Raw genomic sequence first — 15,241 nt, forward strand, 5'->3', positions numbered from 1 at the left:
TTGCGGCGAATGAAGGCATGCAAAACTTGATGTCGATGGCAATGTCCCTTGCGCTTGTTATTTGCATTATAGTAATTTTGGCTATTTTGATTAAAAAGTTTAACCCACAGCTGACTAATCTGGATGAATTTAAGGTTATTCGCTCTATTCCACTTGGAAGTAAAGAGCGTTTAATTGTGATTGAAATAGACGATAAACAGCATTTATTAGGGGTGACACCTCATACAATTAATTACTTGTATCAGTTGGAAAAACCACTAGAAGCAAAAGAGATACCGCAATTGGCAAAGTCATTTAGTCAATTACTCAATCCGAAAAAAACAAATTTACAACAAAAGAATAATAAAAATGTATAAAATTATAATGGTGACTCTGTTGTTTTTTGTCTGTGGCAATGCCGTTGCAGATCAAGGACTACAAGCTTTAACTATTACTTCAAATCCTGATGGTTCACAAGACTATTCAGTAACGTTGCAAGTATTGGCTATGATGACAGCGCTGAGTTTTATTCCAGCAGCTGTTATTATGATGACATCATTTACTAGAATAATCGTTGTTTTAGGTATATTGCGACAAGCCATTGGTTTACAGCAAACGCCTTCAAACCAAATACTTGTTGGTATGTCATTGTTTATGAGTTTATTTATTATGGCGCCTGTTTATAATCAAATAAATGATCGTGCAATCACGCCGTATTTAAATGAGGAAATGACATCAATACAGGCGCTATCAGAAGCTAAAGAGCCATTAAAAGCATTTATGCTATCGCAAACAAGAATTAAAGATTTAGAAACCTTTGCTCAAATTGCAGGCCATACTAAATTAGATAAACCTGAAGATACGCCTTTTTTAGTCATTATCCCGGCATTCATTACCAGTGAATTACAGACTGCATTTATTATTGGTTTTATGTTTTTCATTCCATTTTTAATTGTAGATTTAGTGGTTGCTAGTATCTTGATGGCAATGGGTATGATGATGCTATCCCCAATGATTGTTTCTATGCCATTTAAAATTATGTTATTTGTTTTAGTCGATGGCTGGGGACTTGTTATGGGCACGCTCGCAAAAAGTTTTGGTTTGGGAGTTTAAATGGAACCAGAAGTTATTGTTGAAATAATGAGCAATGCTTTGTTTTTAGTTATAAAGCTTGTTTCAGTGATTATAGTGCCAAGCTTACTGATAGGTTTAGTTGTTGCAGTATTTCAAGCTGCAACTTCTATCAATGAGCAAACCCTAAGTTTCCTACCTCGCTTAATAGTTACTTTAGTTGTATTGATTGTTGGTGGTCATTGGTTAACCCAAGAACTTATCGACTTTTTTAAAACTATAATCATGAATATCCCTTCAGTAATGGGGTAATTTAAGTATCATGGAATATCCTGTATCTATTATAATACAATGGCTTTCTGATTTTATGTTACCTTTTATACGTATTTCTAGCATGTTGATGGTAATGGCTGGCATAGGTGCAAAAAATGTATCAAGTCGCATTAAAATTTCCTTAGCTATGTTAATTACTTTTGTTGCAATGCCAACAATACCACCCTCTGAATTCACTAATTTAATGTCATTAGAAATGGTGTTAGTTGCCATACAGCAATTGCTGATAGGTGTTGCTATCGGTTTTGCTTCTATTTTGTTGTTAAATACCTTTGTTTTAGCCGGCCAAATTTTGGCGATGCAAACAGGTCTAGGTTTTGCATCAGTAATAGACCCTTCAAATGGTCAAAGTGTACCTGCTGTAGGTCAATTTTATTTGATTTTGGCTACTTTACTTTTTTGGATATATGGTGGTCATTTAATGATGATACAAATGGTAGTAAGTAGTTTTATTATGATCCCAATTGATGGCACTTGGTGGAATATCGAAAACTATAGAACAATTGCTAATTGGGGCGGTTGGTTATTTGCCACTGCTCTCGTTTTATCTTTAGCACCATTAACAGCTATGTTGATCATTAGTATGTCATTTGGTGTGATGACTCGTGCAGCACCCCAGTTGAATATATTCTCTATCGGTTTTCCATTTACCTTAGTAACAGGTTTAGTCATCATATGGGCTACATTAGGTAACTTCACCGCACAGTTTGATCTTCAGTGGCATCAAATGGTCCAATTGATATGTGGCATGGTAGGCTGTAGTTAAAGAGCTAAAAGCTAAAGAATTAAAATTACAGCGTAAGTCAGATCTACAATGGCATCAAATGGTTCGATTAATATGTGATTTAGTAGGTTGTAGTTAACTTTTAAAATATTGATAAAAGGTAAGGTATGGCTGAAGATTCCGGTGCAGAAAAAACAGAAGACCCCACCGCCAAGCGTTTAGAAGACGCAAAAAAGAAAGGTCAAATAGCCCGCTCTAAAGAAACGGGTACTGCATTTGTTTTAATTATGTCTGCTGTTTCTTTAATTATATACGGGCCTGATATTGGTAAAGCATTATTAAAAGTAATGAAAAGAATGCTGAGTCTAAATCATAATGAAACTTACGATACTACTAAGATGTTTTCTGCCTGGGGTGAGGTTGCAGGAGAGCTTTGGTTTGGTTTAGCCATGTTTGTTTCTATTATTTTAGCGGCCGCATTTATAGGAAATACTTTTTTAGGTGGTTTTAATTTTAGCTGGGGCGCAGCTGCACCTAAAGCAAGTAAAATGTCTATTTACAAAGGTTTTGGTCGTATGTTTGGGCCTCAGGCTGCGATTGAATTGACAAAAGCATTATTAAAGTTTGGTCTGGTCGCTGGCGTCGCAATTTTTATTATTATGGGCTATTTTGATGAAATATTACATCTAAGTATAGAGTCAGCCCCAAGTAATATAGAGCATTCTCTTACTATTCTAGCTTGGGTCTTTTTAGGTTTATCTTGTACTTTAACTATCGTTGCTCTAGTGGATGCGCCATTTCAAAAATGGAACCATAACAAGCAGTTAAAAATGAGTTTGCAAGAAATTAAAGATGAGTATAAAAATAGTGAAGGTGACCCGCAAATTAAAGCAAGGATCAGACAAACACAAAGAGAAATGTCACAGCGACGCATGATGCAAGATGTACCTGATGCTGATGTTATCGTAACTAACCCTACTCATTATGCTGTCGCTATTAAATATGATACAGACAAAGCTGGGGCGCCGATAGTTTTAGCTAAAGGCATAGACCAAATGGCATTACAAATACGAAAAATAGCAAAAGAGCATGAAGTGCCAGTTATAGAATCACCGCCATTAGCGAGATCTTTACATCACTTTACAGATGTAGGAGCACAAATTCCAGATCAGCTATTTGTTGCAGTTGCACAAGTATTAGCATATGTTTTTCAGCTAAAACAATATAAAAAAGGACGAGGTCAACGACCTACTAAATTAAGTAAAAAGCTTCCAATCCCAGATGAGTTTAAGCAGTAATTATACCAATTATAATAAATAATCTAAATGGTCTAAATATACAATAGGTACGTTGCTTTCATGAAGGTACTTAGGTTTAGTCTGGAGCTATAAACCTGTGCTTTCATCCCAATAGTAAGCTATTACTCAATCAAGCGTCTAACTCTTGAGAATTTATCCAAATTTATATTTGCTCACTATCCCATAAGAACTGGTATGAACTTTAATTTAATACTTTATAAAGATGGAATGATAATTGCCTTTACTCAGGCAAGTGTCAATTTTTTGTAATTGTAGTTGTATGGATTTGAAAGCAGTTTTTACTCAGTTAAATAATGAAAAAATGGATTACCTCAAGGGTGTTGGTACGCCTTTATTGGTTTTAGCAGCGCTTGCTATGGTGGTATTGCCTATGCCTCCATTTTTATTGGATATGCTGTTTTCTTTTAATATCGCTTTAGCATTACTCGTATTATTAATCACTGTTTATACACTTAAACCCGTTGATTTTGGTGCTTTCCCTACCGTAATTCTTATCGCAACAGTATTAAGGCTAGCCTTAAATGTTGCTAGTACCCGAGTTGTATTATTAGAAGGTCATAATGGCCCCGACGCCGCAGGTCAAGTAATTGCAGCATTTGGTAATGTTGTGATTGGTGGTAACTATGCTGTAGGTTTAGTTGTATTTATAATCCTGATCATTATTAACTTTGTTGTAATTACAAAAGGTGCAGGACGTATATCTGAAGTATCTGCACGTTTTACATTAGATGCTATGCCAGGTAAACAAATGGCAATTGATGCAGACTTAAATGCGGGTTTTATTACTGCGGATGAAGCGAGAGACCGACGTGGAGAAGTAACACGAGAGGCTGATTTTTATGGTTCAATGGATGGTGCAAGTAAATTTGTAAAAGGCGATGCTATCGCGGGTATCGTGATATTAGTGATCAACATTGTAGGTGGCTTGTTTATTGGCATGATCCAGCATGACTTGTCATTTAGTGTTGCTATGGAAGTATATACGCTACTAACAATTGGTGATGGTCTGGTTGCTCAGCTGCCATCTCTACTATTGTCAATTGGTACAGCCATTGTTGTAACCCGCCAAAATGAATCACATAAAATGGGTGAGCAAATATCTAAGCAATTAGGTAATGAAAAAGCACTTTATATTGCATCAGGTATAATGATCACTATGGGCTTAGTGCCTGGTATGCCGCATTTAGCTTTTATTTCTTTAGGATTAATCATTGGTGCTATTGGTTATTATGGACATAAACAAGCTAGTGAACAACAAGCACAAACAGAGCAAAATTCTGCAGGTGGGCAGTTAACTACAAATACACCTGGGGCAGCTGTACCGGCAGCACAAGAGCAAAAAGAGCTTGGTTGGGATGATGTTCAACAAGTTGATGTAATTGGTTTAGAGGTAGGATATAGACTTATACCTATGGTAGATCAAGCACAAGGCGGTGAACTATTAAGTAGAATCAAAGGCGTACGTAAAAAGCTATCACAAGAATTGGGGTTTTTAGTACCACCAGTGCATATTAGAGATAATCTTGAATTAGATCCAAACGCATACCAAATTACCTTAATGGGTGTTTCTACTGGTGTTGGTGAGCTTAAACATGGCAATGAGCTTGCGATTAATCCAGGTCAAGTATTTGGTCCTGTCGCCGGAATTGAAACGAAAGATCCTGCATTTGGCTTAGATGCAGTCTGGATTGCACCTGAGCAAAAAGATGAAGCGCAATCTTTAGGATATACAGTTGTAGATGCTGCAACGGTTGTTGCAACTCATATAAGTCAGCTTTTACATAACAATGCCTCTTTATTGTTAGGTCATGAAGAAGTACAAAACTTATTAGATATGCTTGAAAAAAGTCATCCTCGTTTAGTTGAAGGTTTAGTGCCAGATGTATTACCGCTGACAACTATCGTAAAAGTATTACAAAACTTATTGAATGAAGGTGTGCCAATTAGAGATATGCGTTCAATTGTACAAACCCTTGTTGAATACGGACCAAGAAGCCAAGATGCTGATGTACTAACGGCTGCAGTGCGTATTTCACTAAGAAGATTAATAATCCAAGACGTTGCTGGCGCATCAAATGAAATACCTGTCATAACTTTGGCTCCTGAGTTGGAACAGATGTTGCATCAATCACTTCAGAATGCAGGCGATGAAGGTGCTGGCATAGAACCTGGGCTTGCTGAGAGGTTGCAAAACTCACTTAGTGAAGCACATAAAAACCAGGAAATGTCAGGTGAACCTTCAATATTGTTGACCTCAGGTATGTTAAGAACGGTTTTATCACGATTTGTTAAAAATACAATTCCTGGTTTACGCGTGGTTTCTTATCAAGAAGTACCAGATGAAAAGCAAATTAAAATTATCAGCTCTGTTGGTCAGCAATAATAAAGATAAGGGGTAGAATGTGAAGATTAAACGTTTTTTTGCAAAAGATATGCGCACAGCACTGAATGAAGTTAAAGAAGAGCTAGGTGTAGATGCTGTTATTATGTCAAATAAAAAAATGGCTGATGGTGTTGAAATCGTTGCTGCCGTTGATTACGACAAAACGCCAGCTCAGGCTAAGCCTGCAGCTCGAGTTGAAACACCAGCTGCACAGCATCTGGCTAATCAGACAAGAACACGTGCAAATCTAAACGCTCACTCACAAATGGCCTCACAATATAGTTCAAAGGTTAATAACTTTGTTCGCCCTAAACCATTAGCAGCAAAACCTGAGCCTGAAGCAAAAATTGCGGATAGTTTAGAGGCCTTATTAAATAGACAGTCTACTCAGTCTAGAGAAAACGAACAGTCAAATATGTTTAATAACAAGTTTGATGAACCTATCGAGGAAATAAATGATGATTCATTTGAATCTCCTTGGTATAACAAGTCAAATGCTCCAGAGAAAAAAGCTGTTAAATCAGAACATAAAGAGATAAAAGAGCAAAATAATAAAGAAATGCAAGCGATGCAAGATGAAATGGCTGCAATTCGCCAATTATTAGAGCATCAAGTATCAGGTTTAATGACACAAGATTTAGCGCGCAGAGACCCAACTCGTGCATATATGATAGAAAGACTTAAAGGCATGGGCATCAATGATGATGTCGCAGATCAAATGGCATGTTTTATTCCTGATGATGTATCAGAAAAAAAAGCATGGGAAGCTTTGTTAGAAATGGTACAAAGCCAGCTTTATACAACGAATAATGAAATATTACGCCAAGGCGGAGTTTTTGCACTTGTAGGGCCAACAGGTGTTGGTAAAACAACGACAGTCGCAAAGCTTGCAGCTTTAGGAGCACAAAAATTTGGCGCTGATAAAGTTGCGTTAATTACAACGGATACCTATCGTATTGGTGCATATGAACAACTTGCAACTTATGGCCGAATTATAGGTTGTCCAGTCAAGCAAGTTAAAGATGCTAATGAATTAGCTGAAGTTTTATACCATTTACGTGGTAAGCGACTAGTATTAGTAGATACGGCTGGAATGAGTCAAAGAGATTTACGTCTGACCGAACAGTTAAATACATTAATGAGAAATGTTAGAGTTGATATCCGTAGTTATTTGGTTTTAAGTGCTACGGCACAGATGGGCGTTTTGCAAGAAACAGTAAAACACTTTAAAAAGGTACAGTTAAGTGGTTGTATTTTCACCAAACTTGACGAATGTCTAAGTTTAGGAGAAATTATCAGTATTGCGATTCAAAATCGTCTGCCGATAGGGTATCTTACTAATGGTCAGCGCGTACCTGAAGACATTCGAGTTGCAAATGCTGAAAAATTGGTTAAAAAAGCAGAACAATTGTATGCTAAAAAGACTAACGCACAATATCACAGAGATTCAACGGTAGAATCTCAAACAGTAGGAATGTATGATTAATACAGTTATGGATCAAGCAAGTGGCCTGCGTAAAATGAAACAGAATAATAATGCAGTTAAAGTAATCTCAGTAACTGGCGGCAAAGGCGGCGTAGGTAAAACAAATGTCTCTTTGAATATGGCAATAGCCATGGGACAACAAGGTAAACGTGTTCTTGTATTAGATGCCGATTTAGGTTTAGCTAACTGTGATGTCATGCTAGGTCTACGTGTAGAAAAAAATTTATCACACGTGCTTTCTGGCGAGTGTGAATTAGAAGATATTTTAGTTGAGGGACCTCACGGCATTAGAATTGTGCCTGCAACATCAGGCTCGCAAACGATGGTTGAGCTTTCACCTTCAGAACATGCAGGGTTAATTCGTGCATTTAGTGAACTTAATGCCGATTATGATGTATTAATTGTTGATACTGCAGCAGGTATTTCTGAAATGGTATTAAGCTTTTCTCGTGCAGCACAAGATGTGTTAATGGTGGTGTGTGATGAGCCAACTTCAATTACAGATGCATATGCCTTAATTAAGATATTAAGCAGAGAACATGGTGTTTATAAGTTTAAAATTATTGCAAATATGGTAAGAAGTTTAAGAGAAGGGCAAGAACTATTTGCTAAGCTGTCTAAAGTAACAGATAGGTTTTTAGACGTTTCATTAGAATTAGTGGCAACAGTACCTTTTGATGAAAATATGAGAAAGTCAACGCGTAAGCAAAAAACAATTGTTGACCTTTTTCCTAAATCTCCCGCCGCAATCGCATTTAAGACTTTAGCTACAAAAGCAGCTAAATGGCCAATTCCAAATCAGCCTTCGGGGCATCTGGAATTTTTTATTGAAAAATTAGTAAACCGCTAAAGGCATTTTTGTTAGTGAATAAAGTAGCCGGATACAGTGATAATAACCATATTGCACAAGTTGTAGAGCGTCATACGCCTTTAGTTAAGCGTATCGCTTATCATATGTTGGCGAGACTCCCCGCAAGTGTGCAGTTGGATGATTTAATTCAATCAGGCATGATAGGTTTGATTGAAGCTGCTAAAAACTTTGATGGCACAAAAGGCGCTAGTTTTGAAACATTTGGTGGCATAAGAATCAGAGGTGCTATGCTAGATGAAATTAGGAAAGGCGATTGGGTACCAAGGTCTGTTCACAGAAACAGTCGCCAGGTTGCTCAAGCCATTTCAGAATTAGAATCTCAGCTAGGCCGAGAAGTAAAAGACATAGAAGTTGCTGAAAAACTTGATATTACACTCGATGAATACCATCATATCCTTAATGATGTGAATTCAGGTAAAATTCTAGGAATAGAAGATCTCGGTGTTGATGAAGATGTGCTGCAAATATCATCGGATAAATCATCAAGTGATTCGCCTTTTGCGTCAATAAAAAATGATAAGTTTAATGTTTCATTAGTAAAGGCAATAAAAACATTGCCTGAAAGAGATGCTCTTGTATTATCTCTCTACTATAATGAAGAAATGAATTTAAAAGAGATTGGACAAATACTTGATGTAAGTGAGTCTCGTGTTAGTCAGATACATGGACAGGCAATGATAAGGCTTAAAGCTAAAATCAGTGACTGGGTTTAAATAAAGTGGTTGTAACCTTGAGTTCGTACCTCACAGGAGGATGTTTTGGATAAAAATATGAAAGTTCTTGTAGTTGATGACTTTTCTACTATGAGAAGAATCATTAAAAATTTGCTAAGAGACTTAGGCTTTACTAATGTCCAAGAAGCAGATGATGGTAGTACTGCACTACCTATGCTACAAAACCAAGAGTTTGATTTTGTAGTAACCGATTGGAATATGCCAGGTATGCAAGGTATAGACTTACTAAGAGCGATTCGAGCTGATGATAGCTTAAAGCATATACCAGTATTAATGGTAACTGCTGAGGCTAAAAAAGAACAAATAATAGCTGCTGCACAAGCTGGCGTTAATGGTTATATTGTTAAGCCCTTCACAGCTGGCACGCTTAAAACTAAATTAGAAAAAGTGTTTGAGCGCTTAGGTTAAATTATGGATGAGTTAATAATTTCAACTGATTCACCTCAAATTACACTTGAACAAGCTAGACAACTTGTATCATTACTTGAAAGTAATGAACAAGCACAAGCTGATGAATTGCTATTGCAAATAACAACACAAATGCAATCTGAGCTATTTGAAGAGGTTGGTAAGTTAACTCGTCAATTACATGACTCATTAAATAACTTTCAGTTAGATTCAAAGCTTACCGATTTAACGCAAGACGCATTACCAGATGCAAAAGAGCGTTTAAATTATGTCATAAAAATGACAGAGCAAGCTGCGAATAAAACCATGGATGCGATAGAAGCAGGTTTACCAATAGCTGATGAGCTAACAAGCGAACTTGATAACATTAAACCTTCATGGGATCGACTTATGAGTCGCGACCTTAAATTAGGCGAGTTTAAATCCTTATGTCATGGGTTAGATTCGTTTATTTTAAATACGCAGGGTAATACTCAAAAGCTACAAGGCTTAATGACAGAGGTCTTAATGGCCCAAGATTTTCAAGATTTAACAGGGCAAGTTATTCGCAGAGTGATAGAGCTTGTGCGTGAAGTTGAAGAAAGCCTTATTCATATGTTGAAAGTTTTTGGCTCGCCAATTGATGGTGAGTTACCTGTAAAAGAAGTTATTGAAGAAAAAAATATAGAATCATCTCTACAAGTTGAAAAAGAATTAGATCAAGTTGCAGAGGGTCCGATTATAGATGCATTAGAACGTGATGATGTTGTATCAGATCAAGATGATGTTGACGACTTATTATCAAGTTTAGGTTTCTAAAAGGGAGAACTGCTGCATGAGTTTTGAACTAGATGAAGATATTTTGCAGGATTTTTTGGTTGAGGCCGGAGAAATTCTCGAATTATTATCTGAGCAGCTTATAGAATTAGAAAATAACCCTGAAGATGCTGATTTATTAAATGCAATATTTAGAGGTTTTCATACTGTCAAAGGTGGCGCTGGATTTTTAGCAATGACAGAGCTTGTTGATGCTTGTCATGGTGCCGAAAATGTTTTTGATATTTTACGTCAAGGGCAAATAAGTGTCACTCCAGAATTAATGGATGTTATTTTACAAGCGCTAGATTGTATAAATATTATGTTTGCTTGTATACAAAATCGTGAGCAACCAGATGCGGCCGATCCTAATTTGCTAAAAGCGATGCATGACCTTTGCAAACCTCAAAGTGAAGGCGAAGCTTCATCTCCTCAAGAAGCCACAGCTCCAGAAGTAGAAAATTCTGTCACACCAAGCCCTGAAGAAGATTTAAGCTCTGATTTTGATGACGTATTGTTTGATATGGATGATACAAGTTCAGATGATTCAAATATTGATGATATATCAGAAGATGAATTTGAAAGCTTATTAGATGAACTTCATGGAGCAGGAAAAGGCCCTGTAGCTGAAGAGTCAAAAGCGGCACCAGAAATCACAAATGATGCACCTGATGGCGATATTACAGATGATCAATTTGAAAATTTATTAGACGAGTTACATGGTGTTGGCTCGTTTGGTGAAACCCAAAGTGCAGCTCCAGAAGAGAAAAGTAATGTCGTTGAAAGTACGCCTATAGCGAGTTCAGATTCTGAAGATATTTCAGATGATGAATTTGAAGCTTTATTAGATGAACTTCATGGCAAAGGACAGGGTCCTAAAGCGGTAGAGTCCGAGCCAACTCCAGCTCAAAAACCTGCAGTTGCAAGTAAACCTAAAGTTGAGAAAAAAGTAGAAAAACCAGTTGCGAAACCGGTAGCAAAACCACAAGCAAAAGCAGAAGAAAAGCCTAAACCAGTATCAAAACCAGCTGCAGAAAAACAAGCAGCTAAATCTCCTGCAGTACAAGCTGAAACAACGGTTCGAGTAGACACTAAACGTCTTGATCAAATAATGAATATGGTTGGTGAACTTGTTTTAGTTAGAAATAGATTAGTAAGCCTAGGTGCGACTAATAGTAGCGAAAGCATGAATAAGGCAATTTCAAATCTTGATGTTGTGACAGCTGATTTGCAAAGTGCTGTGATGAAAACACGGATGCAACCTATTAAAAAGGTATTTGGTCGTTTTCCTCGCGTTGTTCGTGATTTAGCACGTAGCTTGAAAAAAGATATTAACCTTCAATTAGTTGGGGAAGATACTGATTTAGATAAAAACTTAGTTGAAGCACTTGCAGATCCTTTAGTGCATTTAGTTAGGAATTCAGTTGATCATGGTATTGAAATGCCAGATGAACGTGAAGCAACAGGTAAGTCAAGAACCGGTACAGTTACACTTTCAGCCTCCCAAGAAGGTGATCATATACTTTTAACCATCGAAGATGATGGTGCAGGTATGGATCCAGATAAACTAAAAGATATTGCAATAGGCAAAGGTGTTATTGATGCCGATTTTGCATCAAGAATGACTGACAATGAAGCATTTAATTTAATATTTGCACCAGGGTTTTCGACCAAAGAAGAAATATCTGATATTTCAGGTCGTGGTGTGGGTATGGATGTTGTTAAAACAAAAATCACTCAGCTTAATGGTTCAATAAATATTGAATCTCAAAGAGGTACAGGTACAACATTAGAAATTAAAGTACCACTGACTTTAGCAATATTACCAACATTAATGGTACTTGTTGAAGAACAAACATTCGCACTTCCTTTAGCCTGTGTAAATGAAATATTCCATCTCGATTTATCGAAAACAAATATAGTTGATGGTCAATTAACGATTATTGTTAGAGATAAGGCAATTCCATTATTTTATCTTGAAAGTTGGCTTGTTAAAAACCCAGCTTCAATAGCAGATCAACGTAGTGGAGATGGACATGTTGTTATCGTTCAATTAGGAACGCAGCAAATAGGCTTTGCCGTTGACTCATTAATAGGTCAAGAAGAAGTAGTAATAAAACCCTTAGATGCTTTGTTACAAGGAACTCCTGGTATGGCAGGTGCTACAATAACGTCTGATGGTGGAATTGCTCTAATACTAGATGTACCTAATTTATTAAAGCACTATGCTGGCAAAGTAAAATAACTAAATGAGTAAATTGAATGACAATTAAAGTTTTAGTTGTTGATGATTCAAGTTTTTTTAGACGAAGAGTCAGTGAAATATTAAATCAAGATCCAGAATTAGAAGTAATCGATACAGCAAATAATGGTAAAGAAGCGGTTGAAAAAGCGGCTGAAATAAAACCTGATGTGATTACTATGGATGTTGAAATGCCTATACTTGATGGTATCAGCGCAGTAAAACAAATAATGAAGGCATCTCCGGTGCCAATATTAATGTTTTCTTCTTTAACGCACCATGGCGCAAGTGCAACTTTTGATGCACTTGACGCGGGTGCTTTAGACTTTTTACCTAAAAAGTTTGAAGATATAGCGCGAGATAAAGAAGAAGCAATTAAATTATTGCAACAAAAGGTAAAGGAGATAGGTCGACGAAGACTAAGTCGCTTTGTAAGAAAACCATCCGCAGTAGAAAAGCCAGTTATTAAATCTCGCCTAGTAAAACCTGCTGAGAATAACTTTGAGACTAGAAGAAAAACAACGCAAGATGTAAGAGCTTCAGGAAAAACATATAAAATAGTAGCGATTGGTACATCAACAGGGGGACCGGTTGCACTACAAAGTATACTGACACAGTTACCATCAAACTTCCCTCATCCGATTCTTTTAATACAGCATATGCCGGCTGCTTTTACGCCTGCATTTGCAGTTCGTCTGAATTCCTTATGTAAAATTCAAGTGAAAGAAGCGCAAAATGGTGAGGCATTAAAAGCTGGCACCGCTTATTTAGCACCTGGTGGTAAGCAGATGTTGGTTGAAGGTCGAGGAACTGGCCAAAAGATACGAATTTATGAAGACGAAGGAACCAGAGTCACTTATAAACCGAGTGTTGATATCACGTTTGCAAGTGTGGCAAAAAGCTACACAGATTCGGTTTTAGCCATCGTATTAACTGGCATGGGAGCTGATGGTAGAGATGGTGCTAGATTGTTAAAACAAGCAGGCTCTAAGATATGGGTTCAAGATGAAAAAACCTGTGTTGTATATGGTATGCCTCAAGCGGTTGCCAACGCAGGGCTTGCTGAAGCAAGTATTGCATTGCCAGATGTCGCGAGTCGCATAACAAGAGAAGTCGGTTGTGGATAAACTATCAATTTCAGGCTTGTTAATTGCTATATTTGCAATTGGTTTTGGTTATTGGTTTGAAGGTGGATTATTATTAAGTTTAGTGAACTATTCAGCCCTTTTGATTGTAATAGGCGGCACATTAGGTGCTGTTATGCTGCAATCTCCTGCGGGAATTTTCCTGCAAGGAATAAAAATGTTTACCTGGATAATAATACCGCCGAGTTATCCAGTAGATAAGGGCATTTCTCAAATAAAGTCATGGTCAAATAAAGCACGTCAAGACGGTTATTTATCATTAGAAAATGAAGCTTTAAATAGTAAAGATTATTTTGTTTCTAAGGGTCTTAATATGATGATTGATGGTGTTGCACCTGAGCAATTTCGAGAGACAATGGAAGTTGAACTTATTTTACACCGAGAAGCCTTAATTAAATCTTCAAAAATTTATGAAGCTATGGGCGGGTATAGTCCGACAATTGGCATTTTAGGCGCTGTTTTAGGCTTAATACAAGCTATGAACTTTATTAAAGAGCCTGAGTTACTTGGAGCAGGGATCGCAACGGCATTTGTTGCAACAATTTATGGTGTGGGTTTTGCTAATTTACTTTTTTTACCAGTTGCAAATAAGCTCAAATATATTGTAGAAGAGCAGATGATGTACCATGAATTACTAGCCGAAGGTATGTTGTCTATATTACAAGGAGAGAGTCCTAGTAATATAGAATTAAAGCTTTCTGCATATCAAACACAAAAGCATTACTCTCAAGTAAACACGATTATAAAAAGTTGAGCTACTAAGTATTATGAGGCGATATCGTAAATCTGCATCAGAAAATAACCATGAAAATTTAGATCGTTGGTTAGTTTCTTATGCCGATTATATGACACTCATGTTTGCTTTTTTTGTGGTTTTATATTCTTTGGCTATTACCAATGAAAATGAATTTAAGATTTTATCAGACTCACTTGAGCAAGTATTTGATAAAACCGCTAATCAGCATGAACAGCAAGATGCGGGGGTTAAAGGCGAAGGGCTGTTAACAAAAAATTCGGTTGATACTGAGTTTGTATTATATGGTAATTCAATCATTAATGAGGAAAAAGGTCCTGAGTTAGTTGATGGTTTTGGTGATTTAGCTAATCTAAAACAAAAAAAGCTAGGAAGCCCTTTAGATTCGCTAGAACAAGATCTAAAAACTGCGCTATCGGATGAAATTGAAAAAGGGCAAGCTAAGTTAGAGTTAAATCAAGATTGGTTAACAATAGAGCTTAATTCAGGTTTGTTATTTGGAAGTGGCAGCTCGGCTTCCACCCCTGCAATTGAGCAAGTTGTTTCTAAAGTTTATAATGTAATCAATGGTGTAGAAAATTACATTCGCGTTAGGGGTTATACTGATAATCAGCCTATCAATAATGAAGTATTTAGTTCTAACTGGCAGTTATCAGTCAGTCGTGCCACGCAAATGCTCCTAGCACTTGAGAGTGAGGGGATTAATCCAGCAAGAATGGCGATTGAAGGTTATGGGCAATACGCACCATTTGCCAGCAATACCTCACCGAAAGGGCGTGCAGAAAATAGAAAGGTAGTAATTGCACTTTCAAAGTTTGGAATGTTTTCCCAGAGTAATTCTCTGGTGATTGCCACAGAAAATCCAGAACAAGATAAACAAGAATTAGAAGCTCAATTAAAAAAAATAGAACAGCAAGCAATAGATGATAAAACTATCAAGATTATTAATTTACCTGATGGTGGGATAAGAATTACAACTCGAGAAAAAGAGCAGTAG

The 15,241-nt window shown here is 36.9% G+C and carries 15 protein-coding genes; all 15 read left to right on the forward strand.

Features of this window, described 5'->3' with window-relative positions; all coding sequences use genetic code 11:
- Positions 1-17 precede the first annotated feature (17 nt).
- The 15 genes from fliO (at position 18) to KO527_RS06750 (ending at position 15,241) form a co-directional block, all read left to right on the forward strand.
- On the forward strand, positions 18-356 hold the full coding sequence (fliO, locus tag KO527_RS06680; RefSeq protein WP_216039601.1) for a flagellar biosynthetic protein FliO: 339 nt from the start codon (positions 18-20) through the stop codon (positions 354-356).
- Positions 349-1,092 carry a flagellar type III secretion system pore protein FliP gene (gene fliP, locus KO527_RS06685; RefSeq protein ID WP_216039568.1) on the forward strand — a complete coding sequence of 248 codons (744 nt, stop codon included), beginning with the start codon at positions 349-351 and terminating at the stop codon, positions 1,090-1,092. The genes fliO and fliP overlap by 8 nt, the downstream gene beginning before the upstream one ends.
- On the forward strand, positions 1,093-1,362 hold the full coding sequence (gene fliQ / locus KO527_RS06690; RefSeq protein WP_216039569.1) for a flagellar biosynthesis protein FliQ: 270 nt from the start codon (positions 1,093-1,095) through the stop codon (positions 1,360-1,362).
- Positions 1,363-1,372: 10 nt separating this feature from the next.
- A complete protein-coding gene (gene fliR, locus KO527_RS06695; RefSeq protein ID WP_042142947.1) occupies positions 1,373-2,149 on the forward strand; it encodes a flagellar biosynthetic protein FliR in 777 nt (258 codons plus the stop codon).
- Between the two features lie 125 nt (positions 2,150-2,274).
- Positions 2,275-3,405, forward strand: a complete 1,131-nt coding sequence (flhB, locus tag KO527_RS06700; RefSeq protein WP_216039570.1) for a flagellar biosynthesis protein FlhB — start codon at positions 2,275-2,277, stop codon at positions 3,403-3,405.
- A gap of 280 nt (positions 3,406-3,685) precedes the next feature.
- Positions 3,686-5,809, forward strand: a complete 2,124-nt coding sequence (gene flhA, locus KO527_RS06705; RefSeq protein ID WP_216039571.1) for a flagellar biosynthesis protein FlhA — start codon at positions 3,686-3,688, stop codon at positions 5,807-5,809.
- Positions 5,810-5,828: 19 nt separating this feature from the next.
- Positions 5,829-7,295, forward strand: coding sequence for a flagellar biosynthesis protein FlhF (gene flhF, locus KO527_RS06710; RefSeq protein ID WP_216039572.1), 1,467 nt, complete (start codon positions 5,829-5,831; stop codon positions 7,293-7,295).
- Positions 7,288-8,145: a MinD/ParA family protein gene (locus KO527_RS06715; protein ID WP_216039573.1), complete on the forward strand. Its 858-nt coding sequence runs from the start codon at positions 7,288-7,290 to the stop codon at positions 8,143-8,145. Before flhF ends, KO527_RS06715 begins: the two co-directional genes overlap by 8 nt.
- Before the next feature lie 14 nt (positions 8,146-8,159).
- The gene (locus KO527_RS06720; protein WP_216039574.1) at positions 8,160-8,879 is read left to right on the forward strand and encodes an RNA polymerase sigma factor FliA; all 720 of its coding nucleotides are present in this window, start codon (positions 8,160-8,162) and stop codon (positions 8,877-8,879) included.
- Between the two features lie 45 nt (positions 8,880-8,924).
- Positions 8,925-9,308 carry a chemotaxis response regulator CheY gene (gene cheY, locus KO527_RS06725; protein ID WP_059364952.1) on the forward strand — a complete coding sequence of 128 codons (384 nt, stop codon included), beginning with the start codon at positions 8,925-8,927 and terminating at the stop codon, positions 9,306-9,308.
- 15 nt (positions 9,309-9,323) lie between these two features.
- A complete protein-coding gene (locus tag KO527_RS06730; protein WP_216039602.1) occupies positions 9,324-10,106 on the forward strand; it encodes a protein phosphatase CheZ in 783 nt (260 codons plus the stop codon).
- Positions 10,107-10,122: 16 nt separating this feature from the next.
- Positions 10,123-12,348 (forward strand): chemotaxis protein CheA, encoded by a 2,226-nt coding sequence (locus KO527_RS06735; RefSeq protein ID WP_216039575.1) that lies wholly within the window; start codon positions 10,123-10,125, stop codon positions 12,346-12,348.
- A gap of 17 nt (positions 12,349-12,365) precedes the next feature.
- Positions 12,366-13,472, forward strand: coding sequence for a chemotaxis response regulator protein-glutamate methylesterase (locus KO527_RS06740; protein ID WP_216039576.1), 1,107 nt, complete (start codon positions 12,366-12,368; stop codon positions 13,470-13,472).
- Positions 13,465-14,244 (forward strand): flagellar motor protein, encoded by a 780-nt coding sequence (locus KO527_RS06745; RefSeq protein WP_216039577.1) that lies wholly within the window; start codon positions 13,465-13,467, stop codon positions 14,242-14,244. The genes KO527_RS06740 and KO527_RS06745 overlap by 8 nt, the downstream gene beginning before the upstream one ends.
- Positions 14,245-14,257: 13 nt before the next feature.
- A complete protein-coding gene (locus KO527_RS06750; RefSeq protein WP_216039578.1) occupies positions 14,258-15,241 on the forward strand; it encodes a flagellar motor protein MotB in 984 nt (327 codons plus the stop codon).

The organism is Pseudoalteromonas sp. C2R02 (assembly GCF_018860845.1).
In the GTDB taxonomy this organism is placed as follows: domain Bacteria; phylum Pseudomonadota; class Gammaproteobacteria; order Enterobacterales; family Alteromonadaceae; genus Pseudoalteromonas.